The sequence below is a fragment of the Amycolatopsis ultiminotia genome (assembly GCF_039536925.1).
GTDB lineage: Bacteria > Actinomycetota > Actinomycetes > Mycobacteriales > Pseudonocardiaceae > Amycolatopsis > Amycolatopsis ultiminotia.
Genome location: NZ_BAAAZN010000005.1, coordinates 484,136 through 506,836, shown reverse-complemented (window position 1 = coordinate 506,836; position 22,701 = coordinate 484,136). Strand labels below are relative to the sequence as shown.

The window sequence follows — 22,701 nt, the reverse complement described above, 5'->3', positions numbered from 1 at the left end:
CGAACACGTCCCGCCTCACTTGCGCGTGAGGAAGAGACCGGGCAGCGCGGTGAGTCCGCAGAGCCAGGCGAACCAGTCGTGGAGGTGGCGGTACGGCGTGTCGCCGGTACCGAGCGGAACGTCGGCGGTCGCGGTCGCCATCGGTGTGCTGCCGGTGCGGGTGTCGGCGAGTACGTGACCGGTGGCGTCGCTGAGAGTCGGCGCGCCGCGGGTGGCGCTCCAGGCGACGGAGACACCGTTCTCGACGCCGCGCAGCACGGCGGTGCGGCTGTGCTGCCAGCCGTCCACGTCCTCATCGGACGCCGGGATGAGGATCAGGCCGGCGCCGGCGGGGGCGTAGTCGCTGGTTGGTGACGAGCCGTTGACGTCCATGCAGACCTCGAGGCCGATGTGCTGCCCGGGGAGGAACGCAAGGTCGTTGCCGGCGGTGACGGGAGAGGTTCCGGTGCGCCACTTGTGGTACTCGACAATCGGGCCGGTCGGCGGTACGTCCAGCGCGGTGTTGTAGGTGCGTCCGGGATCCTGCACGATCGTGCCGGTGACGATGTGCAGGCGCTTCGCGCGGGCGAGGTCGGAGAGTGGGCCGGTGATGTTCGCCAGCCGGGCGCGGTCGCTGCCGAAGGCGCCTTCGGGCAGTACCGCGATGCGGACGTCGGGCGGGAGGACGGCAAGCGCGTCTACATAGGACTCGAGGACCTGCCGGCCTGCTCCGGTGGCCGGATCCGCGGCCCAGTGCGGTTGGCTGCGCGCGAGCACGGCAATCCGCACGTGGTTCGCCGAACCGGACGGGGCTGCTGCGCCCCACATGAGGGCACCCCCGGCGGCCGCTGCGGTGACGACGAGGATTCCTGCGCGGGCCGACGTCCGCACCCCGCGCGGAGCCGGCGGCGAACCTGCGGGCTGGGCCGATGCGTGCGGGGCAGGCTGGGGCGTAGCGGAGTTTGCCGACGCTCGCCTGCCTGGCGCGAACGCCGCGGCGAATGCGACCGGGGCGAGCAGCACGAGGTATTCGATACCCCAGCCGCCGCTCACCGACGCTATCCGCAGTACGTCGGGGTGGTCGGCCTGGCTGGTCATGAAGGTCCCCATGACGCCGACCGGGCTCAGGAGCGAGACACCGTAGAGCACGCCGGTCCAGAGCGCGGGCGTTGCCACCGTCGCGAGAATCGGCCTGCCTACCCGTACCAGCCGCCGGAAGAACGCGACGGTTGCGGCGAACAACAGAGGTGCGCCGATCAGGATCGCGAGTGCGCCGGGAAGCGGGATGGTCAACGAGTTCAGGAAGTAACTCCAGCTGCCTGCGCTTCCGGCGAAGTAGCCGAGAAACGCGGCAGCACTCGCTACCCACCCGCCGACACGTGGTGCCAGCAGCAGAACCGGCAGCGGTGCGATCCAGGCAAGCACGGCGACCGGCTCGAACCCGAGACCGAAGTGGAACAACACCCCGGAAACCACCGTGGCGGCCAGCGTCCACCCCAGGCACCGTCCCGCTCTCCCCGGCGCCGGTTCACTTGGTCGGACAGCAGTGGTGGCCATTCCGGTCTCCTCGATCAGGTCGGCGGGCAGCCCCGGCCCTTTCCCGGGCCGGCGGTTGCCTGACGTACGGCCGACCGGGCACCCGAGCCGCGCCAGACGGACCGGGTTGCCCGGCGCGTCCCGAAGCGCATCGGAATGACCGCTGTGGCCGCAAACTCGGCACGGTGCCCGGTGAGTTGGCGGTGCGGCAACGGGGCTGCGGCGGGTCGGTGGTGCTGGGTGGGCTGCGGTGAGTTGGTGGTGTGGCGATGGGGCTGTGGCGGGTCGGTGGTGCTGGGTGGGCTGCGGTGAGTTGGTGGTGCTGGGTGGGGTGTAGTGAGCGATGGATTGCTGGTTCGCGGCGGGGGCGCGGTGTCCGGCGGGCTAGTGGCGTCCGGTGGGGATGCGGTGATTTGTTGGTGCTGGGCGGAGACGCGGTGTGCGGTGGCTCGGCGGTGGAGCGTGGTGTCTGGAGGGTTGGTGAGGCCGGGTGTGCGGTGGGGCGTGGTGGTTGGTGGGGCGTGGCTGGTGGGTTGGTGGTGCGGTGGTGTGGTGTCCGGCGGGTTGGTGGTGCGGTGGGGCGTGGTGGCCGGTGTGGGTTGGTGGTGCGGTGGGTTGGTGGTGTGCGGTGGTTTGTTGGTGTGAGGTGGATTCGTGGTGCGTGGTGGAGACGCGGTGTGTAGTGGGGCGGTGGGTTGGTGGTGTGCGGCGGTAGTCGGCGAGCGTGTGCGCCGTAGGCGGCGGTGTGCTGCGAGAGGCGGTGTGGTGCGCGGGTGCGTGACGGGGGCGGAGGTGTGATGCCGTGCGGCGTGGAGGGTGTCGTGCGGTGAGGTGCGGTGGAGTGTCGCGCGGAGGTGGGTGTGTGCGCCGTGCGGAGGTGGAGTGTGGGTGCCGTGGAGTGTTGGGTGGAGGTCGGGCGTGGGTGTGTGGCGGGGTGTTGAGTGGAGGTGGGGTCGGGGTGTGTGGCGGCGTGTTGAGCGGAGATGGGGCGTGGGTGTGCGGTGGTGGTTGGCGGGTGCGTTGTGTATGGGTGGGTGTGTCTGGGGATTGGGTGGGTTCTCCGGTCGGGTGGGGGTGTTCGTGGTTTCGGTCGTCCACGTTTGCAGGTTCGGGTGGGGTGGGCACTGGGTTCTGCCTCCGGGATCGGGGTGGGGTTGGCCCCAGTGGGAAGTGCGCGGCGCCGGGGTTGGCGGGACGGTTTGTCCGGTCCGTCCGTTGGTGGCTCGCTATCGGGGGGCGGACCGGACGTGCACGGGTGGGGTGCAAGGGCTCGTTCACGCAGAGTTCAGGAACTGGACACCGTTACTGGGATCTGGTGTCGCCCGATCGGTGGGTAGCGTCGACAGCGCACGACCGCCGAGCTGGAGACACACGCAATGGACTTCTCTCTCATCGTCCTGGTGGTGATCGTCGCGGCGCTTGCGTTCGACTTCACCAACGGGTTTCACGACACGGCCAACGCGATGGCGACGTCCATCGCGACCGGTGCGTTGAAGCCCCGCACCGCGGTCGCCATTTCCGCGGTGCTGAACCTGGTCGGTGCTTTCCTGTCGATCGAGGTCGCGAAGACGATTTCCGGCGGCATCGTGGACGACACCAAAGTCACGCCGGTGGTGATCTTCGCCGGGTTGATCGGTGCGATCGTGTGGAATCTCGTCACGTGGCTGGTGGGGCTGCCCTCCAGCTCGTCGCACGCACTCTTCGGCGGGCTGATCGGCGCCACCTGGATCGCGTCCGGAGGGGACGCCGTGCACTTCGGCAAGGTCGTCGAAAAGGTGCTGATCCCTGCGGTCGCGTCGCCGATCGTGGCGGGCATCGTGGCGATTGCCGGTACCTTCCTCACCTACCGGATCACCGCGAAGGCGCGCCAGAACGTGGTGGGCAGGGGCTTCAAGACCGGCCAGGTCCTCTCGGCCAGCCTCGTCTCGCTCGCGCACGGCACCAACGACGCGCAGAAGACCATGGGCGTCATCACACTGGCGCTGATCGCCGGCGGCACGCTCGCACCGGGCTCCAACCCGCCGCTGTGGGTCATCGCGGCCTGCGGCCTGGCGATCGCGCTCGGCACCTACCTCGGCGGCTGGCGGATCATCCAGACCATGGGCAAGAAGCTCACCGAGATCCAGACGCCACAGGGCTTTGCGGCGGAAACCAGTTCCGCCGCGGTGATCCTGGCCTCGTCCCACCTCGGCTTCGCACTGTCCACCACGCACGTCACCTCCGGCGGCATCATCGGGTCCGGTCTCGGCCGCAAGCTCGCCGAGGTGCGCTGGGGCGTCGCGGGCAAGATGGTGGTCGCGTGGGTGCTCACGTTGCCTGCCGCGGCGATCGTCGGGGCGGTCGCGGCCGCGGTGTCCACCCGCGGCAGCTGGGGCACGATCGCGGTCGGCGGGGTCGGGGTGCTGCTCGCGCTCGGCATCTGGCTCGCGTCGCGGCGCAATCCGGTGAACGCCAGGAACATCAACGAGCCGGAGGCCGCCGAGGCCGCCCCGGTTGCGGTCTGAGGGAGCGGATATGGACATCGACTGGGGTGCACTGGGCACCGTGTTCGTGGTCGCACTGGTCGCCGCCGTGGTGCTCACCGTGCTGTTCGCCTACGGCGTCCGCGGGCTGTCCGAACGGGCGATCGCCCGCGAGCAGGGCGGCAGCGGCGTCGTGCAGTTCACCGGCTCCATCGTGTGCTTCGTGGTCTCCGCGGCAGTCGTCGCCTACGGGATCTACTTGATCGTGGCCTGAGCGCGGGCCCGCAGTTCCTCCGGAAGCTCGCCGAGCAGCGGTCGCACCGTGGCTCGGCGAGTTTCGCCCAGGTGGGCCAGCAGATCCAGGGTCGGCTCCCACAACGAAGGGTCGGCGGCGGCCGCCCGGACCAGCTCCGGCAACCGGCTCGCGGGCAGCAGGCTCAGCACGTGGTCGACGCGGTTCTTGTCGTCCAGCACGTACGCGGTGCGCAGCAGCCCCACGTCGTCCAGCAGGTCGATGCTGCGCCGTACGGTCTCGTCCGGCAGATGTCCGACGAACCGGCCCAGCGTGATCCAGTCCTCGCGCCCGGCCAGCTCGCTGGCCACCGCCAGCACGGTGGACAGCGGGACACGCGTGATGATCGCCGTCGCCCGGCGCGGATCCAGCTCCGCTGCCACCGAGGCGAGGAACTTCGGCGGCAGCCGCTTCGCGACGTCGACACCGCGGGACACGTCGACCAGCCCGGCGATCCGCGCGCACAGCAGCGGGCCGAACACCTTCTCCGCGATCTTCGCGACCACCGGTGCAGGCAGCAGGCGGCTCGCCAGCGCCATGCGTTCCAGTACCACCAGATTGGCGTCGAACAGCGTCGTCGTGACTTGTTCGCGTAGCAGGCGGACGTCGCTTTCGTCCACGTCAGCGAGGTAGCCGAGCCGCTCGGGATCGACGCCGAGTGCCCGCGCGAGCTTGAGGATTTCCGGGTTCACAGGCCGACTGCCTTCCGCACCGCGCCACGCAGCAAGGCCGGCACGTATTTCAGTGCTTCTTCGCCTGCCTGGGCGAGGGCTTTCGCCTGTCGGTGCCGGGCGTCGCCCAGCGCCGCGGCCAGGTCTTGGCGATGCTCTTCGGGCAGGGCTTCGATACCTGCGGGGAGTGGGCCGCCGAGCTGCTCGGCGAGGGTGCGCTCAGCCATGGTGACCCATCATGCACCCACGGCGCGGACCTTGACTTTCGTCAGTGGTGGCCGGGCGTGCCGCCCTTGTAGCGTGGCCACGATGAGGGACGCGACCCGGCGCAGGTGGCGGGTGACGCTCGACATCGCGCTGTGGGCGGCGCTGAGCCTGCTCGTGGTCGGCGACGCGGCGGGGAGGGACCACTGGGAGCTGGCCTACGGTCTGGCCTCGGTCACCGTCGCGGTGGCGACTGCACGTCGGTGGCCGGCAGTGTCGCTCGCGGTGACCATGATGACCACGCTGGTCGTCTCATTCGGCTGGCAGGCGGAAGTGGCCGTCTGGGAGCTCTTCCTGATGATCGCCCTGGCCTACCCGGCCGGGCTGCGCATGTCACGGGTGCGGGCGATGAGCGCGATCTGCGCGGCCATCGCGCTGGCCGGGCTGCCGCCGGCGGCGTTCGTGCCGGCGGGCTTCGACGCATGGGGCGTGATGCTCGGTGCGCTCGCGTTCGCCGGGGTGGCCCCGTACCTGCTGGGGCGGCACGTCCGGCTGCGGCGGGAACTGGCCCGGACCGGATGGCGGCGTGCCGAGGAGATGGAAAGCCGCTACCGGCTCGTGGCACGCGAGACCCGGCTGCGTGAGCGGGCCAGGATTGCCAGTGACATGCACGATTCGCTCGGGCACGAGCTGAGCCTCATCGCGGTACGGGCCGCCGCGCTGGAGGTGGCCACCGGGCTGGCCGAGGGGCAGCGCGAAGCCGCCGGGCAGCTGCGGGCAGGTGCCGCCGAGGCGACCGAGCGGCTGCGGGAGATCATCGGCCTGCTCCGGGAAGACGCGGCGCCGGTCGAGCCGGTGCAAGGCGATCCGACCGAGCTGATCGATCGAGCGCGTTCCTCCGGAATCGAAATCGAGGCGCGGCTGGACCCGCTCGACGACGCACCGCAGATGGTTGCCCGAGCCGTCTACCGCGTGGTGCAGGAGGGCCTCACGAACGCGGCGAAGCATGCTCCCGGCGCAGCCGTGACCGTGATCGTGACCAGCTCCGCGGAGGCCACCGAGGTGGTCGTGCGCAACGCCGTGCCGCCGGCCGGTCCGTTGCCGGGCGGGTCGGGCCGGCTGGGGCTGATCGGCCTGCGGGAGCGGGTGCGGCTGGTCGGCGGGACCCTGCGCGCGGCGCCTGCCGACGGTGGGTTCGAGGTGGCCGCACAGCTGCCGCACGCCGCCGCGCCCGCGCCGGAACCGGGAGACGACGAGGTGGTCGGGCAGGCCGCGCGGGAACAGGAACTGGCCCGCCGGGACGTGCGGCGCAGCCTGGTACAGGCGATCGTGGTCCCGTTGGCGTTGTTCGGCGTGATCCTCGGCGGGACCGGACTGGCCTTCCTCGTGCAGTGGTACGACTCCGAGCTGCCTGCTTCGGCGTACGCGCAGATCAGGACGGGGGAACCGAGGGAGACGTTCGCGGCGTTGCTGCCGGAGCGGCAGCGCGGGCCGCGTCCGGTGGTCAACGAGCCACCGCAGCCACCCGGCACCACCTGCGAGTACTACGGCACCGAGCGGACCTGGCTCAATCTGAACCGGGCGGCGTACCGGCTGTGCTTCGCCGGCGGCCTGCTCGTGACCAAGGATTCCTACAGTGAGGACGAACGGTGATCCGGGTACTGCTTGCCGACGACGAGGCGATGATCCGGGCCGGGGTGGCGGCCATCCTCGCCGCCGACCGGGACATCGAGGTGGTCGCCGAGGCGGGCGACGGGCGCGAGGCGGTGGAACTGGCCAGGGCGAACCGGCCGGACGTCGTGTTGCTGGACATCCGGATGCCCGGATTGGACGGTCTTGCCGCGGCCGAGGAGATCCGTCGGGCGCTGCCGGACGCCGGGGTGCTCATGCTGACCACGTTCGGTGAGGACGCCTATATCGAACGCGCACTCGGCCTTGGCGCGAGCGGGTTCCTGCTCAAGTCGGGGGACCCACGGGAACTGCTCGCGGGCGTGCACGCGGTTGCCGACGGTGCCGCGTTCCTGTCGCCGAAGGTGGCGCACCGAGTCATCACCCGGCTCTCCGGAGACCGTCTCGGCCGGGCTGCCGCCGCGCGGGACCGCACGGCGGCACTGACGCCACGCGAGCGGGAGGTGCTCACCCTGCTCGCCGACGGACTGTCCAATGCGGACATCGCGGCCCGGATGTTCGTGGTGGAGGGCACGGTAAAGGCGCACGTGAGCACGATCCTCACCCGGCTCGGCGCACGTAACCGGGTGCAGGCGGCGATCACCGCGTACGAGGCAGGGCTGGTGTGAGCGGCGTTTTCTCGATGCGGTGACCGCAGGAGCCGATGGGGGTGGGGGAGCCCGGGTTTCGCGCCGTCCCGGTGCTGAGACCGGGCGGCGGACGTCGGGGTTGGGTGGGCGTCGGGGTTTGAGCGGGTGTCGGGTGGGCGTTGGTGTCGGGGTTTGGGCGGTCGCCGGGTGGTCGTCGGGGTTGAGCGGTGATCGGGCCGGTGCCGGATCTCGGGCTTTCGCCGGTTATCGGGCTGGTGGTATGGCCGGTGGGTGCCAGTTGTTGACCGAGGTGCCGACCCGTGCGACTGCTGCGGCCGGCATGAGGCGTAGCAGTGCGTACCGGGCGGCGACGGCGATCGGGTTGCGCAGCAACGGTCCGGTGGCTCCGGCGCGTACCGAGAGGCGGGCCACCTCCTGACTGCGTTGGCGGCGTTCGGCGTCGTAGCGGCGTACTGCCGAATCCACTGTGGACTCCGTGGCGCAGGCGGCGGCGAGTACCACCGCGTCCTCCAGTGCCTGGCAACCGCCCTGGCCGAGGAACGGGGGCATGGCGTGTGCCGCGTCGCCGAGCAGGACGATCCGGCCGTGGACGTAGCTCGGCAGCGGGGTGGCCAGGTGATGGGTGTCGTGCAGCAGGATTTCCGGGGTGGTGGCGATGAGTTCCGGGATCGGCGCGTGCCAGCCGGCATACTTCGCGGCCAGATAGGCGCGGTTGTCCTCGTGCCGGATGCCGGCCGGGCGGGCTTCGGAGATCCACCAGTACACCTGGTCGTCCGGCAGCGGGATGATGCCGATTTCCGTGCCGGGCGCCCAGGAGGTGCTCAGCCGGGCGGGCAGCCTGGCGATGCCGCGGAAAGCGGCGCCACCGCTGTAGTCCACGCGCGCGGTCGGATACTGCGATTGCCGGATCGGGCTGTTGATGCCGTCCGCGGCCACGACCAGGTCGGCCTGCGTCGACTCCGACCCGTGCCGGACCAGTCCGCTGGGCTCGACCGCGGTGACCTCGACGCCGGTGTGCAGGCTTTCGCCGGGCAATGCCGAGCGCAACGCGTCGATCAGGGCTGCGCGGTGGATGGCGGCCAGCGGCAGGCCTTGATGGCGGACGAACGCCTCGGCGTCCCAGTGCGCGAGGCGCCGTCCTCGTCGGTTGAGCACGCCGGCCTCGCGTTGCAGGGCGAGGGTGGGCGCGACACCCAGTTCGGCGAGGGCGCGCTGGGCGTTGGGCCACAACGAAATCCCGGCACCGATTGCGGTGAACGCGGTGGCCCGCTCGAACACCGTGACCCGCCAGCCGATGCGGTGCAGGCCGATCGCGGCGGCGAGACCGCCGATCCCGCCGCCGACCACCACGGCGTGCTGTGTGCCCATGACCTCTCCTCTTCGTCTGGAGCGGACTCTACACCTGTAGAGTATGGGTGTGGACCGGAAAGCGGCGATCGGCGACGCGGCGATCGAGGTGATCGCGGCACAGGGCATGCGGGGGCTCACGCACCGGGCGGTCGACCGCGCCGCCGGGCTGCCCGCGGGGTCCACGTCGTACTACGCGCGCACCCGATCGGCACTGCTCGAACTGACCGCGGCCAGGATGATCGAGCTCGACCAGAAAGAGGTCGAAGATCCACGCGAGGGCAGTCTCGCGGAATTCCTCGGCGCGGTCGTGCACGCCGCGATCACCGAGGGACGCACGAGGGTGCTGGCACGGTACGAATTCGCGCTCGAAGCGACTCGTCGTCCCGAACTGCGGGCCGGCTACGACGCCGGCGGCCTCGCGCTCCGTCGGCAGTGCGCGGAAGTGCTGGCAGCCGCGGGATCGCGTTCGCCGGAAGGCGACACCCGCGTCCTCATCGGCTGGCTCGACGGCTCGATCTTCGATGCGCTGGCAGGCACGGGTTCCCGCCGTCCTCCGTCGAAGGACGAACTGACCGCGGGAGCCCGTGCAGTGCTGACCGGACTGGGGCTGGCCGGAGTCTGAGCGGTCAGGCGTCCCTGCGCTTCAGCAGTACAGTGCCGGCGAGGAGCCCGGCCGCGCTCCAGACGAGGCAGATCAGCACCCCGATCCACGCGCCGTACGGTGGGGTCCCGCCGAACATCGGGTTGACGTCCCCCGGCGGCACCATCGCGTTGATCCCGGCGAACGCCGGGAAGTAGTTCATCGCCGCCGGCAGCACGTACGACGACATCAGCAGCGGCAACGGCAACAGCAGCACGATCATCACCACCAGCGTCCCCGCCGCACTGCGCAGGGTGAACGCGATCCCGGCGCACAGCACGCCGAGGAACGCGAAGTACGCGCCCATGCCCAGCGCGGTCAGCAAGCCCTCGCCGAACGTCGTCGGCAGGCCTCTGCCTGCCATCAGCACCTTCGCGATCACCATCCCGACCGCGGCGACCACGACCCCGAACCCGAACAACACCGGCGCCAGCACCGCCGCCTTCGCCGCGCTCACCCGTGGCCGCACCGGAACCCATTGCAGCGTCGAGCGGATCGAGCCGCTCGTGTATTCGCTCGTCACGAACAACGTCGCCACGGTGATCACGCAGAACTCGACCAGGTACACCGCGCCGGTCACGACGATGCCGTGCGCTGCCTGTGGCCGGTCGCCGCTGAACTGTTGTGAGGAACCGGAGACGACCGCGTAGAACGCCATCAGCAGCGCGCCGCCGGCCAGGCACCACCAAGTGGCGCGCACCGACCAGAATTTCGTCCACTCCGCGGCGATCGCGAACTTCGTCATGCCCGCACCCCGTATTCCACCGACGACGCGGTCAGCTCCAGATAGGCCTGCTCCAGCGATGCCGTCCGCTCGCCGAGGCCGTGCAGCCGCACGCCCAGCTCGTGCGCCAGGTCTCCCACCCGGTCCACCGTGGCGTCGTCCACCAGCAGTTCACCGGCCTCGTCGTGGCGCACGGACACCCCCAGCGTCCGCAGCCGTTCGGCGAGGGCGGCGCGCTGCGCAGGCACCGGTACCCGTACGGACACGCAACTGCTCGAATTGCCCGCGAGGAACTCGTCCATCGGTGCGTCTGCGAGCAGCTTTCCCTTGCCGATCACCACGAGGTGGTCGGCGGTCAGCTGCATCTCGCTCATCAGATGGCTGGACACGAACACCGTGCGGCCCTCGGCGGCGAGCGATCGCATCAGCTGACGCACCCAGCGCACGCCGTCCGGATCGAGGCCGTTCACCGGTTCGTCGAACATCAGCACGGCGGGGTCGCCGAGCAGGGCACCCGCGACCGCGAGCCGCTGGCTCATGCCGAGTGAGAACGTGCCGGCGCGTTTGCCCGCGACGTCGCTCAGCCCGACCGTCGCCAGCACTTCCTCGACGCGGCGTGCCGGAATCCCGTTGCTGCGTGCCATCGCGAGCAGATGCTTGCCCGCGCTGCGGCCCGGGTGCACCGCCTTCGCCTCCAGCATCGCGCCGACTTCGCGCAGTGGATACCGCAGCCGGTCGTACGGTTTGCGCCCGATCAGCACGGCACCGGCGTCCGGATGGTCCAAGCCCAGCGTCATCCGCATGGTGGTGGACTTGCCGGCGCCGTTCGGTCCGAGGAACCCGGTCACCACGCCGGAGGCGACGACCGACGTGAGACCGTCGACCACCGTCTTCTCCCCATAGCGCTTCGTCAACCCGCGAAACGTGATCATGCCTCGACTGTGCGCTGCCGGACGGGGCAAGGGCATCGGCCGACCGGCGGGTGCCCACCCCGACTTTCGGCAGGGGCTCAGCGTGCCCGGCGGGTGGTGTGCCGGGTGGCAGTGGCGGTGGCCGGGTCCGCCGGCCACGGGTGCTTCGGGTAGCGGCCGCGGAGATCGGCGCGGACCGCGGCGTATCCGTTGCGCCAGAAGGATTCCAGATCCGCGGTGACCGCGGCCGGGCGGCCGGCGGGGGAGAGCAGGTGCAGCAGCACCGGCACCCGGCCCCCGGCCAGCGCCGGGGTTTGCGTCCAGCCGAACATCTCCTGCAGCTTCACCGCGAGCACGGGCTGTTCGCCGTGGTAGTCCACGCGGTGCCGCGAGCCGGAGGGCACCTCCAGCCGGTCCGGGGCGAGTTCGTCCAGCCGGGTCGCTTCGGGCCACGGCAGCAGACCGCGAAGCGCGGCACCGGCGTCGAGGGCCGCCAGATCAGCTCGCCGGCGTACTCGGGACAGGTCGAGCCAGGAGTCCACATCGGACAGCAGCGTCTCGTCGTCCACCGCAGGCCAGGGTGCGCCCAGTGCCCGGTGCAGGAACGCCATCCGCTCCCGTAGCCGAGTGGCGTCCTGGCTCCAGCGCAGCAACGCGGTCCCTTCCGCGCGCAGCCCGTGGAGCACGGCGTCGTGCACCAGCGCGGGGTCGGGATTCCGCAGTGGACGTTCGCCCAGCACGATCGCACCCAGCCGGCGGACGTGCCGCGCCACCACCTCGCCGTCCCAGTGCACTTCGTCCACTTCGGACAACAGGGCCGGTGCGGCACGGACGGCGAGCGCCTCGTCCGCAGTCGCGGCGAGCCGGATCGTGCCGTGTGCCCGGCCGGGATCGCGGGTGGCCTCGGCAACGGCCAGCCATTCCGCGTCGCCGATGCCGCTGCCGCCGGGCAGTTCGGCCGCGGTACCACCGGCCATGAGGTAGACCGGTGCCGAGCCGGAACGCTTGCGCGCCAGCCGTTCCGGATGTGCCAACGCGACGATCAGGGCGGGATCGGCCGGTCCGGTGTTCGGTGGTGCATCCACCAACGCGGCCAACCGCCGGGCATCCCGCTGCCACCGGCGAGCCGGATCGTCGTGTGCGGAACGGAGCCGGCGCAGCTCGGCCTCGACATCGGTGAGCGTCGTTCCGGCGTCGAGCAGGGCGACGACCTCGGCCGCCGCCCGCGCGCCGACCGCTGCCGCGCCGTCCAGCAGCGCACGGGCGAGCCGCGGGTGCAGGCCGAGATCGGCCATCCGACGACCCCGTGGCGTGACGGTGCCATCGGACGTCGTCGCGCCGAGGGTGGCGAGCAGGGTGCGCGCGGCGGCCAGCGCACCTTCGCCGGGTGGGTCCCACCAGGCCAGCCCGCTGCCGTCCGGAGTGGACCAGCACGCCAGTTCCAGGGCGAACCGGGCGAGTTCGGCAGTCCGGATCTCCGGCTCCGGATAGCCGGGCAACGTCGCCTGCTCGTGCTCCGGCCAGCAGCGGTAGGCCCGCCCCGGCGCCTCGCGCCCGGCCCGTCCTGCCCGCTGTTCCGCCACTGCCGCGGATACCCGCACGGTGGCCAGTCCGGCGAGACCTCGGCGGTGATCGACGCGTGGCACCCTGGCCAGCCCGGAATCCACGACCGCACGTACTCCGGGCACGGTGAGGCTCGATTCCGCGACCGCGGTCGCGAGAACCACCCGACGGCGCGCACGCGGCCGGAGTGCTTCGTCCTGCCTCGTCGCGGACAGCCGCCCGTGCAGCGGCAGCACATCGGCGTCGAGGGAGCTGAGCAACGCCGACGTACGCGAGATTTCTCCGGCGCCAGGCAGGAAGGCGAGTACGTCACCGTCTCCTTCGGACAGTGCGAGCCGGACTGCCGACGCCACCGCCGCCTCGACCCGCTGTCCCCTGGCCGGTGCCCGGTAGCTGAGGACGACCGGATACGTGCGGGCCTGCGCGGTCACCACCGGCGCGTCGCCGAGCAACTCGGCCAGCCGTCCGGCGGCGACCGTCGCCGACGTGGCGAGCAGCCGCAGGTCGTCGCGCAGCCCGGCACGGACGTCGAGGAGCAACGCGAGCAGCAGATCGGCGTCGAGGTGGCGTTCGTGGCATTCGTCGAGCAGCACAGTGGACACTCCGGCCAGCTCCGGATCCCGCTGCACCCGGCGTACGAGCAGGCCGGAGGTGACGACCTCGATCCGGGTCCGCGGCGAAACCTTGCGATCGCCGCGCACCGAGTAACCCACCGTCTCGCCGACGGGTTCGCCCAGCAAAGCGGCCATCCGCGAGGCGGCCGCGCGAGCGGCGAGCCTGCGGGGTTCGGCGACCACCACCCGGCCGTCGCCGCGCTCCAGCGCGAGCGGCACGAGCGTGGTCTTCCCGGTTCCCGGCGGGGCCACGAGCACCGCGGTGCCGTGTTCGTCCAGCGCGGCGAGCAGGTCCGGCAGCACGGCGCGGACGGGCAGGTCCGGCAGCGCGGGACTGCCTGCGGGCTCGGTCACTTCTCGGTGATCTCCGGTGGCTGCGGCAGCGGGTAGTTCGACGGCCCGATGTTGGCCTGCAGCGAGCGCAGCCAGTCGCCGCCGGAGACCATCTTGGCGATCGCGTCGTCCACTGCCTGCCTGCCCTCGAGATCGCCCTTGCGGATGCCGATGCCGTAGCGCTCGGTAGAGAACGTGTGCCCGACCACCCGCAGCAACTCCGGGTTCTGCGCGACGTACCCGGCCAGGATGACCGCGTCCGTGGTCACCGCGTCGACCTGGCCTGCGAGCAGCGCGGTGACGCAGTCCGGGTACCGCGGGTACTCCACGAGCTTGACCGCCTGCGCGAACTTGTCGCGCACCGCCTGGGCCGGCGTCGACCCGGTGACCGAGCACAGCCTGCGGCCGTTGAGGCTCTCCGGTCCGGTGATGTCGGTCGAGGTGAGCCGCACCAGCAGGTCCTGACCGGTGACGAAATACGGTCCGGCGAAGCTCACCTGCCGCTTGCGCTGATCGGTGATCGAGTAGGTGGCCGCCACCAGGTCCACCGCGCCGGAGGCCAGATCCGACTCGCGGGTGGCCGGGGTCGTCTCGCGCCAGTTGATGTGGTCCGGCGAAACGCCGAGCTCACCGGCGACGAACGTGGCCACGTCCACGTCGAAGCCGACGTACCGGCCGTCGACCGTGCGCTGGGAAAGGCCGGGGTTGTCGAACCGGATCCCGATGGTCAGGTGGTCACCGTCACGCGCCCTGGTGGGCAGCGGATCCCCTGGCGAGGCCGTGCCCGCACCGCAGGAAACACAGCTGACCAGCAGAAACAGGACGGCGAACAGGATACGCCCCCGCATGTCCGCCTCCGATCGGGAAGTCGAGTGCTCACAGAGTTCTCAGGTCCGGCGGCTAGCCTATTCTCGTGCGACGACTGCCCCAACCCGTGCTCGACACCGTCGGCACGCTGGCCCGGCTCGGGCTGGCGGCCGTGTGGTTCGTGTCCGGTGGCGTGAAGATCGCGGATCCGGGCCAGACCTACCTCGCCGTGCGGGCCTACGACGTGCTCCCCGATGCGCTGGTGCGGCCGGTCTCGATCGCGTTGCCGCTGCTGGAGCTGGTGCTCGGGTTGCTGCTGCTGGTCGGGCTGGCCACGCGGTGGGTCGCGGGTGTCGCGCTGGTGCTGCTGGCCGTGCTCGTCGCGGGCATCGCGCAGTCGTGGGCCCGCGGGCTCAGCATCGACTGCGGCTGCTTCGGCGGCGGTGGGCAGGTGGCCGCCGGGCAGACCGCGTACCCGCAGGAGATCCTGCGGGACACCGGGTTCGCCCTGCTCGCGGTGTGGCTGCTGGTGCGGCCCCGCACATGGTTTTCGCTCGATGGCTGGCTCGGCTGGGGCGGCGGTACGGCAGGCGGGAACTCCGCAGGCACCCCGGACGACTACTCCACGAGCATCGCGGAAGGGAATTAGGAACAGTGGGTGGAGCTGCGCGCAGCGCGCGGAAGAACCGGCAGCAGGCGGCGGCCGCGAGGTCGGTTGCCCAGGCCAGGGGATCAGCCGGCGGTGACCGGAAGAAGGCCATCGCCGTGGTGATCGCGGTCGTGGTGGTCGCCGTGCTCGTGATCGGCGGCGTGCTGTGGATCAACTCGAGCAAGAACGCGACCGAGAACACCGCGATCCAGCCTGGTGCGGCTCCCACGCTCGCGGCCGGTGTCGTGGAAAAACGCGACGGGGTCGTGGTGTCGGTCGGCAAGCCGGACGCACCGAAGAGCGTCGATCTGTACGCGGACTTCCTGTGCCCGGTCTGCGGCCAGTTCCAGCAGGCCTACGGCCAGCAGATGGAGCAGGCGATCAACCAGGGTAAGCTCACTGTGCGTTATCATATGGTCACGTTGCTCAACGATCGTTCGGACCCGCCGGGCTACTCGCTGGATTCGGCGAACGCTGCGCTGGCCGCGGCCGACGCGCACAAGTTCACCGCCTTCCACGACGCGCTGTTCAAGAACCAGCCGGAGGAGGGCGGCCGCGGTTACGACAAGGCGCAGCTGATCAAGCTCGGCCAGGACATCGGGATCACCGATCCGAAGTTCTCCCAGTCGATCAACTTGGGCGCCTACGACCAGCAGATCCAGGCAGCGTTCCAGAAGACCGTGAGCGATCCGAACCTCGCGCAGGACTACCAGGGCCAGCCGAGCTTCGGCACGCCGACCCTGGCGATCGACGGCAAGGCCTTCAAGACCACGCCGGACTGGCTGGCGAAGGTCCTGAACGGCACCGCGGGCTGACGCTCGATCCGGGTTTCACGTCGAGGACGGCACGTACGAGCAGCACGCCCGAGCCCGGGTGCCGTTGTCCGGCATCCGGGTTCGCCGGCGAGGCCGCACCCAGGCCGAGGAGCTCCCAGACGTGCTCGATGTGCCGGCTGACGGTGCCGGAAACCTGGAGCGCATCGTGGCGCTTCCTGACGGTCGAGCGAAAACAACGGACAGCCGAAGATCGGTGAGATCAGCTGTCGCCGTTGCGGCGGGCGAAGAGAAACGCTTGCCGGGCTTGCCCATCCAGATCGAACAGCAGCTGAGCGCCGACGTCGAACCCGGCCGCGCGTAGCCGGTCGCCCACCTGGCCGGGCTGACGGCGGTGGACGTGCACCTTCATCGGATGGCCGCCGTAGCCCTCGGTTTTCACCCGGGAATCGGCGCCGAGGTGGAAGAACAGCTGCAGATGCCCGCCCGGTCGCAGTACCCGGTGGAACTGTCCGAACACCGCAGCCACCTCCTCGTCGGGGACGTGGATCAGCGACTGCCACGCGAGCAGTCCGGTCACCGACGCATCGGGCAGCGGCAGGTCCGTCATGGACCCGACCTCGAACCGCAGGCCGGGGTGGTCGCGGCGGGCCACCTCGATCATCCCGGGGGAGAGGTCGATCCCGAACGCGTCGATCCCGAGCTCCGCCAGATACGCGGTGACGTGCCTGGGCCGCAGCCGACGTCGACCACCGGTCCGCCGCCGTCGGCTTGCACGTCCTCGGCGAACAGTGCCAAGACTGTGCGGAGGTGGCGTTCGCTGTCGATCGCGCCGCGCACCTGTTCGGCGTAGCCTGCCGCGACCGTGTCGTAGGAGGTCCGGGTGTCGGTCAGCCATTCCGCGTCCACCTCTGGGAGGTTGGACCGTGGCGAGGATTTCCGTCGGCGGAAGCCGGGGCGCCGCCGGGCGGCCGGCACGAACGCGCACCCGCTGTCCGCGGTTCCGGTCAGCGGTACCCGGGTTCCGTGAGGTCTGGACCATTACTTCCTCTTGTGCGTTAATTCAAGCACTGAAATTTCTCCGGGCCGGAAGGATGTGCGATGTTCGGAAAACGACGTCCGCTCGGGAAGGCGATTGCCTTCTTTGTGGCGTGCCTCGGGCTCGCGCTCGGCGCTCCGGTGGTGAGTTCGGCTGCGGCGAGCCCGTTCAGCGTGCTGGCGTTCTACAGCGGAACCTTCGACGCGGCGCACATCAGTTTCGAGCAGGAGGCGAACGACTGGTTCCCGCAGCAGGCCGCGGCGAACGGCTACACCTACACCGCGACCGACGACTGGGACCGGCTGGCCTCGCTCACCCCGGACGACGCCAAGGTGGTGCTGTTCCTCGACGACCAGCCGCAGTCGCCGGAACAGTTCGACGGATTCCACCGCTATCTCGACGCCGGTGGTGCGTTCTTCGGATTCCACGTGACCGCCTACAACGACGACAGCACCCCGTCGTCCGCGGACTGGTTCCACAACGACCTCCTCGGCACCGGGCGGTTCGCGTCCAACACCTGGGGACCGACCGCGGAGACGCTGAAGATCGAAACCCACGACCACCCCGCGACCGCGAACGTGCCGGACACCATCCAGTCATCGGTCAGCGAATGGTATTCCTGGCAGAAGGACCTGCGGCAGAACCCGGACATCACCATCCTGGCCGCACTGGACCCGTCCACGTTCCCGGTCGGTACCGATCCGGACCAGACCTGGCACGACGGCTATTACCCGATTGTGTGGGCGAACAAGAACTACCGGATGCTCTACGCGAACTTCGGCCACAACGCGATGGACTACGACCACAACGTCCCGCTCTCGTCCACGTTCGAGAGTGCAGACCAGAACCGCCTGGTACTCGACGGCCTGCGCTGGCTGGGCGGGGCGACGTCCGCCAGGTGATACGCGTTTTCCTTGCCGTGCAGGCCGAAACCGGTCGCCTTTGCGACGGCTGCCAGGCCGGTGCCGAAAGCGTGCTCCCCGACGAGTCTCGTGGTGTTCTTGAGCCAGTCCGCGAGCGGTTCGCCGCCCCGGCGGGCGATCATCCCCTCCGCGGTGCAGTCGGCCACTGCTCGTTCGGAGACCCGCGGTGCCCGGCCTTGGCCGAGTGCGGCGTCGTCCATCCCGAACTGCTGCCGCACTCGACGGTTGGCCCGGCTGCGGCCACCACCGGGGTGGCCGCAGCTTCAGTCCCGTTCGATGACGTGGCCCACGACGTCCGGGCCCGGGTGCGCGTGGCCGGAGCCGTCGCGGCGGAGGTCGACTTCCGGGAGTTCCACCGGTTCGCCGTTCTTCGTCGAGCCTGCCGGACGGGGGCCGATCCAGGCGACCAGGATCTGGTCCTCGCCCTTGAGGAACCGGTGTGCCCGGACACCGCCGGTGGCCCTGCCCTTCGCCGGGTACTCGCTGAACGGGGTGACCTTCACGCTCTGCCCGGTGGCGGTGACGACCATCGGCTCACCGTGTTCCTCGTCGTCGGTGCGGATCGCGCCGAAGAACGCGACCGACGCGCCCGCGGGCAGGTTGATACCTGCCATCCCGCCGCTCTTCGTGCCCTGCGGGCGTACCAGCGAGGCCGCGAAGCGCAGCAAGGACGCGTCGGCGGACAGGAACGCGAGGGTTTCGTTGCCGTCGGTGAGCCAGGTCGCGCCGACCACCTCGTCACCGTCCTTGAGGGAGATGACTTCGAACTCGTCGGAGCGGACCGGCCAGTCCGGGGAGCAGACCTTGACCACGCCTGCCCTGGTGCCGATCGCCAGGCCCGGTGAACCGGCCGCCTGTTCGCCCAGCGGGGCGATACCGACCACCCGCTCACCCTTTTCCAGCGGTACCAGCTCTTTCGCCGCCATCCCGCCGCGCAGCGACACGGTGCCCGCCTGCTCCGGCAGCACCGGCAACGGCAGCACTTCGGTCTTGAACGCGCGCCCGCGGCTGGTCACCAGCAGTACCTGGCCGCGCGCGGTCGTGTGCACCACGGCCACCACGGCGTCGTGCTTCACCCGGCCGGCGCGCCGGCGTACTTCCGATGCCTCCTCGGATTCCGCAGCCGTGCGGGCCACGAGGCCGGTCGCGGAGAGGATCACCTGGCACGGATCGTCGGTGACCTCCAGCGGGCCGGACGGTTTGGACGCCGCCAGCACCTCCTTGAGGTCGCCGTCGATCAGCCGGGTGCGCCGCTCGGTCGGGAAGTCCTTCGCGATCTTGGCCAGCTCGGTGGAGACCAGCTTCTTCAGCACCGACTCGTCTTCCAGGATCGTGGTCAGCTCCGCGATCTCCTCGCGCAGCCGGTCCTGTTCGCCCTCCAGCTCGAGCCGGTCGTACTTGGTCAGCCGGCGCAGCGGGGTGTCCAGGATGTAGGTGGCCTGGATCTCGGAGAGCTTGAACCGCTTGATCAGGCCGTCCTTGGCCGCGGCCGCGTTCTCGCTCTCCCGGATCAGCTTGATGACCTTGTCGATGTTCAGCAGGGCGACGAGCAGACCCTCGACGAGGTGCAGCCGCTCCTCGCGCTTGCGGCGGCGGTACTTCGTGCGCCGGGTGACCACCTCGTAGCGGTGCTTGAGGAAGACCTCCAGCAGCGCCTTGAGACCGAGCGTCTGCGGCTGGCCGTCGACCAGCACCAGGTTGTTGATGCCGAACGACTGCTCCAGCGGCGTGAGCCGGTACAGGTCGGCCAGCAGTGCCTGCGGGTTGACGCCCACCTTGCACTCGATGACCAGCCGGGTGCCGTTCTCCCGGTCGGTGAGGTCCTTGACGTCGGCGATCCCGGTGAGCCGCTTGGACTTGTTGACCTCGTCGGTGATCTTCTCGATCACCTTCTCCGGGCCCACCCCGTAGGGCAGTTCGGTGACCGTGATCGCCTGCCGCCCGCGACTGCCCTCCAGCGGGCCGGTCTCGACGTTCGCGCGCATCCGCACCACGCCACGGCCGGTCTCGTAGGCCTTGCGCACCTGGTCCAGCCCGAGCAGCGAACCGCCGGTGGGCAGGTCCGGGCCGGGCACGAACTCCATCAGCTTGTCCAGCGACGCGCCGGGATGGGTGATCAGCCACCGCGCGGCGCCGATCACCTCACCGAGGTTGTGCGGGATCATGTTGGTGGCCATGCCCACCGCGATCCCGGACGTGCCGTTCACGAGCAGATTCGGATACGCCGCGGGCAGCACCGACGGTTCCTCCAGCGAACCGTCGTAGTTCGGCCGGAAATCCACCGTGTCCTCGCCCAGTTCCCCGACGAGCAGCATCGCCTCCGGGGACATCCTGGCCTCGGTGTACCGGCTCGCGGCCGGGCCGTCGTCCGGGCTGCCGAAGTTGCCGTGTCCGTCGATGAGCGGGGCGTTCATCGAGAAGTCCTGCGCCAGCCGCACCATCGCGTCGTAGATCGCCACGTCGCCGTGCGGGTGGTACTTGCCCATCACGTCCCCGACGACGCGGGAGGACTTCACGTACGCGTGGTTCGGCCGGTAGCCGTTCTCGTTCATCGAGTAGAGGATGCGGCGGTGCACCGGTTTGAGGCCGTCGCGTGCGTCGGGCAGTGCGCGCGAGTGGATGACCGAGTACGCGTACTCGAGGTAGGAGTCCTCGATCTCCGTCTTGAGCGGATTGTCGAAGACCTGTGCCCCGGGCTGGTCGAACGCACTCGAGTCGACCTTGGTGACGCTGCCCTTGCTTCGGCGGGCCATGGCTCACAAACTCCTTGGTAACGAAGGAAAAATCAGACGTCGATGGCTTCGCGGTCGACGCGGTCGGACGATTCGACGAGCCAGTTGCGCCGGGGCTCGACCTTCTCGCCCATCAGCAGTTCCAGTGCCAGCTCGGCAGCCTCCACATCGTCCAGCGTGATCCGCCGGACCGCGCGGCTGGCCGGGTTCATCGTGGTCTCCCACAACTCGTCGGCGTCCATTTCACCGAGGCCCTTGAACCGCGGTACCGGCGTGAGGACCTGTTTACCCGCGGCCTCCAGTTCGGCGACCTTCTGCTCCATCTCCCGCTGGGTGAAGGTGAAGATCGTCTCCGAGCCGCGGCCCTTGGTGGTGATCTTGTGCAACGGCGGCATCGCCGCGTACAGCCTGCCGTCCTCGACCACCGGGCGCATGTACTTGGCGAACAGCGTGATCAGCAGGGTCCGGATGTGCGAACCGTCGACGTCCGCGTCGGCCATCAGGATCACCCGGCCGTAACGCATCGTGGACAGGTCGAAGGTGCGCCCGCTGCCCGCGCCGAGCACCTGCACGATGGAGGCGATCTCGGCGTTTTTCAACGTGTCGCCGAGCGAGGCCTTCTGCACGTTGAGGATCTTGCCGCGCAACGGGAGCAGTGCCTGGTACTCCGACACTCGCGCCATCCGCGCCGAACCCAGTGCGCTGTCGCCCTCCACGAGGAACAGTTCGCTGCGCGAGACGCCGGTGGTGCGGCAGTCCACCAGCTTCGGCGGCATCGCCGCGCCCTCCAGCGCGGTCTTGCGCCGGGCGGCGTCCTTCTGCTGCTTCTGGGTGAGCCGCACGCGGGCCGCGTCGACCACCTTCTGCAGCACGATCTTGGCCTCGGACTTGGTCTTGCGGTCCTCGGTCCACGCCTTGAGGTGCTTGTCCACGATGGCCTGGATCACCCTGGTGATGCCCGCGGTGGACAGCTCGTCCTTGGTCTGCGAGGTGAACTGCGGTTCCGGCAGCCGCACGTGGATCACCGCGGTCATGCCCTCGAGCACGTCCTCCAGCGTCGGCGGGTCCTCCTTGGGCTTGAGCAGCCCGCGGGTCTTGCCGATCGCGTCCTGCAGCGCACGGGTGACCGCGCGGTCGAACCCGCGCCGATGCGTGCCGCCGTGCACGTTGCGGATGGTGTTGGTGAAGCATTCCACGGTGCGCTCGTAGCCGGTGCCCCAGCGCAGCGCGACCTCCACCTCGGCGTGGCGCTCCACATTGGACTGCATGACCCCGTTGGCGTCCGCCGCGTTCTCCTTGTACGTGCCCTCACCGGTGATGAACAGCGTGTCGCACACCGGCTTTTCGGCCGACGGCGTGAGGAACTCGACCATGTCCGACAGCCCGTGCGGGTAGTGGAAGGTCTCCTCGTTGATCGCGTCCTCGATCGCGGTGCGCAGCACGTAGGTGACGCCGGGCACGAGGAACGCGGTGTTGCGCAGCTTCGCGCGCACGCCCTCCACATCCAGTGCCGCGCCGGTTTCGAAGTACCGCGTGTCGTACCAGTAGCGGATCGAGGTGCCGCTGCGTTCGCCGCGCTTCATCTTGCCGACGAGGTTGAGCCCGGAACGGCGGGTGAACTTGGCCTTCGGACCGGGACCGTCGAACGTGCCGGGCACCCCGTGCGCGAACGACATCTGGTGCACCTTGCCGTTCTGCTTCACGGTGACGTCGAAGCGGTGCGACAGCGCGTTGACCGCCGAGGCGCCGACGCCGTGCAGACCGCCGGAGGTCTTGTAGCCGGAACCGCCGAACTTGCCGCCCGCGTGCAGCCGGGTGAGCACCAGCTCGACCCCGGAGAGCCCGGATTTCGCGTGCACTCCGGTGGGGATGCCGCGGCCGTCGTCGTCGACCTGCACGCTGCCGTCCGCGTGCAGGGTGACCACGATGCGCCCGGCGTGCCCGGCCACGCCCTCGTCGGTCGAGTTGTCCACGACCTCGGAAAAGAGGTGGTTGATGCCACGGCTGTCGGTGGAGCCGATGTACATCCCTGGGCGCTTGCGGACGGCTTCGAGGCCCTCGAGGTGCGTCAGGTCGTCGGCCCCGTACAGAGTCTCAGCAGTCACGAGGTCGTTTCTCCCGGATCGAGGCGAAGTACAGGGGGGAGCCCGGCACCGGAGCGGGGGCCCCGGGCGGACACCGTACTGCAGGATATCCGCACCCACCGACAGCTTCCGCGCG

At 70.1% G+C, this 22,701-nt stretch carries 18 protein-coding genes and 1 pseudogene; 8 read left to right on the top strand and 11 right to left on the bottom strand.

Annotation, left to right across the window (positions count from 1 at the left end; genetic code table 11):
• Positions 1-15 precede the first annotated feature (15 nt).
• A complete protein-coding gene (locus tag ABD793_RS15015; protein ID WP_344860085.1) occupies positions 16-1,536 on the bottom strand; it encodes an acyltransferase in 1,521 nt (506 codons plus the stop codon).
• Between the two features lie 1,355 nt (positions 1,537-2,891).
• Between ABD793_RS15015 and ABD793_RS15010 the strand changes: the two genes are divergently transcribed.
• Both ABD793_RS15010 and ABD793_RS15005 read left to right on the top strand, forming a co-directional pair.
• Positions 2,892-4,019 (top strand): inorganic phosphate transporter, encoded by a 1,128-nt coding sequence (locus ABD793_RS15010; protein WP_344860083.1) that lies wholly within the window; start codon positions 2,892-2,894, stop codon positions 4,017-4,019.
• 10 nt (positions 4,020-4,029) lie between these two features.
• Positions 4,030-4,251, top strand: coding sequence for a hypothetical protein (locus ABD793_RS15005; RefSeq protein ID WP_344860081.1), 222 nt, complete (start codon positions 4,030-4,032; stop codon positions 4,249-4,251).
• Here ABD793_RS15005 and ABD793_RS15000 read toward each other — a convergent pair.
• Positions 4,233-4,961, bottom strand: coding sequence for a hypothetical protein (locus tag ABD793_RS15000; RefSeq protein WP_344860079.1), 729 nt, complete (start codon positions 4,959-4,961; stop codon positions 4,233-4,235). The two genes, ABD793_RS15005 and ABD793_RS15000, sit on opposite strands and share 19 nt — an antisense overlap.
• The gene (locus ABD793_RS14995; RefSeq protein ID WP_344860077.1) at positions 4,958-5,167 is read right to left on the bottom strand and encodes a hypothetical protein; all 210 of its coding nucleotides are present in this window, start codon (positions 5,165-5,167) and stop codon (positions 4,958-4,960) included. Before ABD793_RS14995 ends, ABD793_RS15000 begins: the two co-directional genes overlap by 4 nt.
• Before the next feature lie 82 nt (positions 5,168-5,249).
• Here ABD793_RS14995 and ABD793_RS14990 point away from each other — a divergent pair, with 82 nt between their 5' ends.
• Together ABD793_RS14990 and ABD793_RS14985 are read left to right on the top strand one after the other, a co-directional pair.
• Positions 5,250-6,797, top strand: coding sequence for a sensor histidine kinase (locus tag ABD793_RS14990; protein WP_344860075.1), 1,548 nt, complete (start codon positions 5,250-5,252; stop codon positions 6,795-6,797).
• On the top strand, positions 6,794-7,441 hold the full coding sequence (locus ABD793_RS14985; protein WP_344860073.1) for a response regulator: 648 nt from the start codon (positions 6,794-6,796) through the stop codon (positions 7,439-7,441). The genes ABD793_RS14990 and ABD793_RS14985 overlap by 4 nt, the downstream gene beginning before the upstream one ends.
• Before the next feature lie 225 nt (positions 7,442-7,666).
• On the opposite strand, the gene ABD793_RS14980 is transcribed toward ABD793_RS14985, so the two are convergent.
• Positions 7,667-8,791: an FAD-dependent monooxygenase gene (locus tag ABD793_RS14980; protein ID WP_344860071.1), complete on the bottom strand. Its 1,125-nt coding sequence runs from the start codon at positions 8,789-8,791 to the stop codon at positions 7,667-7,669.
• 49 nt (positions 8,792-8,840) lie between these two features.
• Here ABD793_RS14980 and ABD793_RS14975 point away from each other — a divergent pair, with 49 nt between their 5' ends.
• Positions 8,841-9,395, top strand: a complete 555-nt coding sequence (locus ABD793_RS14975; RefSeq protein WP_344860069.1) for a TetR/AcrR family transcriptional regulator — start codon at positions 8,841-8,843, stop codon at positions 9,393-9,395.
• A gap of 4 nt (positions 9,396-9,399) precedes the next feature.
• Here the strand turns inward: ABD793_RS14975 and ABD793_RS14970 are convergent, their stop codons facing one another.
• The 4 genes from ABD793_RS14970 to ABD793_RS14955 all read right to left on the bottom strand — a co-directional run bounded on the left by ABD793_RS14970 (position 9,400) and on the right by ABD793_RS14955 (position 14,406).
• On the bottom strand, positions 9,400-10,158 hold the full coding sequence (locus ABD793_RS14970; protein WP_344860067.1) for an ABC transporter permease: 759 nt from the start codon (positions 10,156-10,158) through the stop codon (positions 9,400-9,402).
• On the bottom strand, positions 10,155-11,069 hold the full coding sequence (locus tag ABD793_RS14965) for an ATP-binding cassette domain-containing protein (protein WP_344860064.1): 915 nt from the start codon (positions 11,067-11,069) through the stop codon (positions 10,155-10,157). Before ABD793_RS14965 ends, ABD793_RS14970 begins: the two co-directional genes overlap by 4 nt.
• Positions 11,070-11,146: 77 nt before the next feature.
• A complete protein-coding gene (gene hrpB / locus ABD793_RS14960) occupies positions 11,147-13,579 on the bottom strand; it encodes an ATP-dependent helicase HrpB (protein ID WP_344860061.1) in 2,433 nt (810 codons plus the stop codon).
• Entirely contained in the window at positions 13,576-14,406 is an 831-nt protein-coding gene (locus ABD793_RS14955) for a glutamate ABC transporter substrate-binding protein (protein ID WP_344860059.1), read from the bottom strand. The genes hrpB and ABD793_RS14955 overlap by 4 nt, the downstream gene beginning before the upstream one ends.
• A gap of 86 nt (positions 14,407-14,492) precedes the next feature.
• Between ABD793_RS14955 and ABD793_RS14950 the strand changes: the two genes are divergently transcribed.
• Positions 14,493-15,014 (top strand): MauE/DoxX family redox-associated membrane protein, encoded by a 522-nt coding sequence (locus tag ABD793_RS14950; protein ID WP_344860205.1) that lies wholly within the window; start codon positions 14,493-14,495, stop codon positions 15,012-15,014.
• A gap of 5 nt (positions 15,015-15,019) precedes the next feature.
• The gene (locus ABD793_RS14945) at positions 15,020-15,829 is read left to right on the top strand and encodes a DsbA family protein (protein ID WP_344860057.1); all 810 of its coding nucleotides are present in this window, start codon (positions 15,020-15,022) and stop codon (positions 15,827-15,829) included.
• Between the two features lie 220 nt (positions 15,830-16,049).
• On the opposite strand, the pseudogene ABD793_RS14940 reads toward ABD793_RS14945, so the two are convergent.
• Positions 16,050-16,696 (bottom strand): annotated as a pseudogene (locus tag ABD793_RS14940) (class I SAM-dependent methyltransferase).
• A 192-nt stretch (positions 16,697-16,888) separates the two neighbouring features.
• Here ABD793_RS14940 and ABD793_RS14935 point away from each other — a divergent pair.
• Positions 16,889-17,728 (top strand): ThuA domain-containing protein, encoded by an 840-nt coding sequence (locus ABD793_RS14935; RefSeq protein WP_344860055.1) that lies wholly within the window; start codon positions 16,889-16,891, stop codon positions 17,726-17,728.
• A gap of 284 nt (positions 17,729-18,012) precedes the next feature.
• Here the strand turns inward: ABD793_RS14935 and ABD793_RS14930 are convergent, their stop codons facing one another.
• Both ABD793_RS14930 and ABD793_RS14925 read right to left on the bottom strand, forming a co-directional pair.
• Positions 18,013-20,502 (bottom strand): DNA gyrase/topoisomerase IV subunit A, encoded by a 2,490-nt coding sequence (locus ABD793_RS14930; protein ID WP_344860052.1) that lies wholly within the window; start codon positions 20,500-20,502, stop codon positions 18,013-18,015.
• Positions 20,503-20,534: 32 nt separating this feature from the next.
• Complete coding sequence (locus ABD793_RS14925; protein ID WP_344860050.1) at positions 20,535-22,586, bottom strand: DNA gyrase/topoisomerase IV subunit B; 2,052 nt, start codon at positions 22,584-22,586, stop codon at positions 20,535-20,537.
• Positions 22,587-22,701: the final 115 nt, after the last annotated feature.

Excerpts from the sequence above, each read along its gene's own strand:
- ABD793_RS14955 (WP_344860059.1), bottom strand. The coding sequence starts at position 14,406 with ATGCGGGGGCGTATCCTGTTCGCCGTCCTGTTTCTGCTGGTCAGCTGT.
- ABD793_RS15015 (WP_344860085.1), bottom strand. The coding sequence starts at position 1,536 with ATGGCCACCACTGCTGTCCGACCAAGTGAACCGGCGCCGGGGAGAGCG.
- ABD793_RS15010 (WP_344860083.1), top strand. The coding sequence starts at position 2,892 with ATGGACTTCTCTCTCATCGTCCTGGTGGTGATCGTCGCGGCGCTTGCG.
- ABD793_RS14935 (WP_344860055.1), top strand. The coding sequence starts at position 16,889 with ATGTTCGGAAAACGACGTCCGCTCGGGAAGGCGATTGCCTTCTTTGTG.
- ABD793_RS14980 (WP_344860071.1), bottom strand. The coding sequence starts at position 8,791 with ATGGGCACACAGCACGCCGTGGTGGTCGGCGGCGGGATCGGCGGTCTC.
- ABD793_RS14990 (WP_344860075.1), top strand. The coding sequence starts at position 5,250 with ATGAGGGACGCGACCCGGCGCAGGTGGCGGGTGACGCTCGACATCGCG.
- ABD793_RS14965 (WP_344860064.1), bottom strand. The coding sequence starts at position 11,069 with ATGATCACGTTTCGCGGGTTGACGAAGCGCTATGGGGAGAAGACGGTG.
- ABD793_RS14970 (WP_344860067.1), bottom strand. The coding sequence starts at position 10,158 with ATGACGAAGTTCGCGATCGCCGCGGAGTGGACGAAATTCTGGTCGGTG.
- ABD793_RS15005 (WP_344860081.1), top strand. The coding sequence starts at position 4,030 with ATGGACATCGACTGGGGTGCACTGGGCACCGTGTTCGTGGTCGCACTG.
- ABD793_RS14995 (WP_344860077.1), bottom strand. The coding sequence starts at position 5,167 with ATGGCTGAGCGCACCCTCGCCGAGCAGCTCGGCGGCCCACTCCCCGCA.
- ABD793_RS14930 (WP_344860052.1), bottom strand. The coding sequence starts at position 20,502 with ATGGCCCGCCGAAGCAAGGGCAGCGTCACCAAGGTCGACTCGAGTGCG.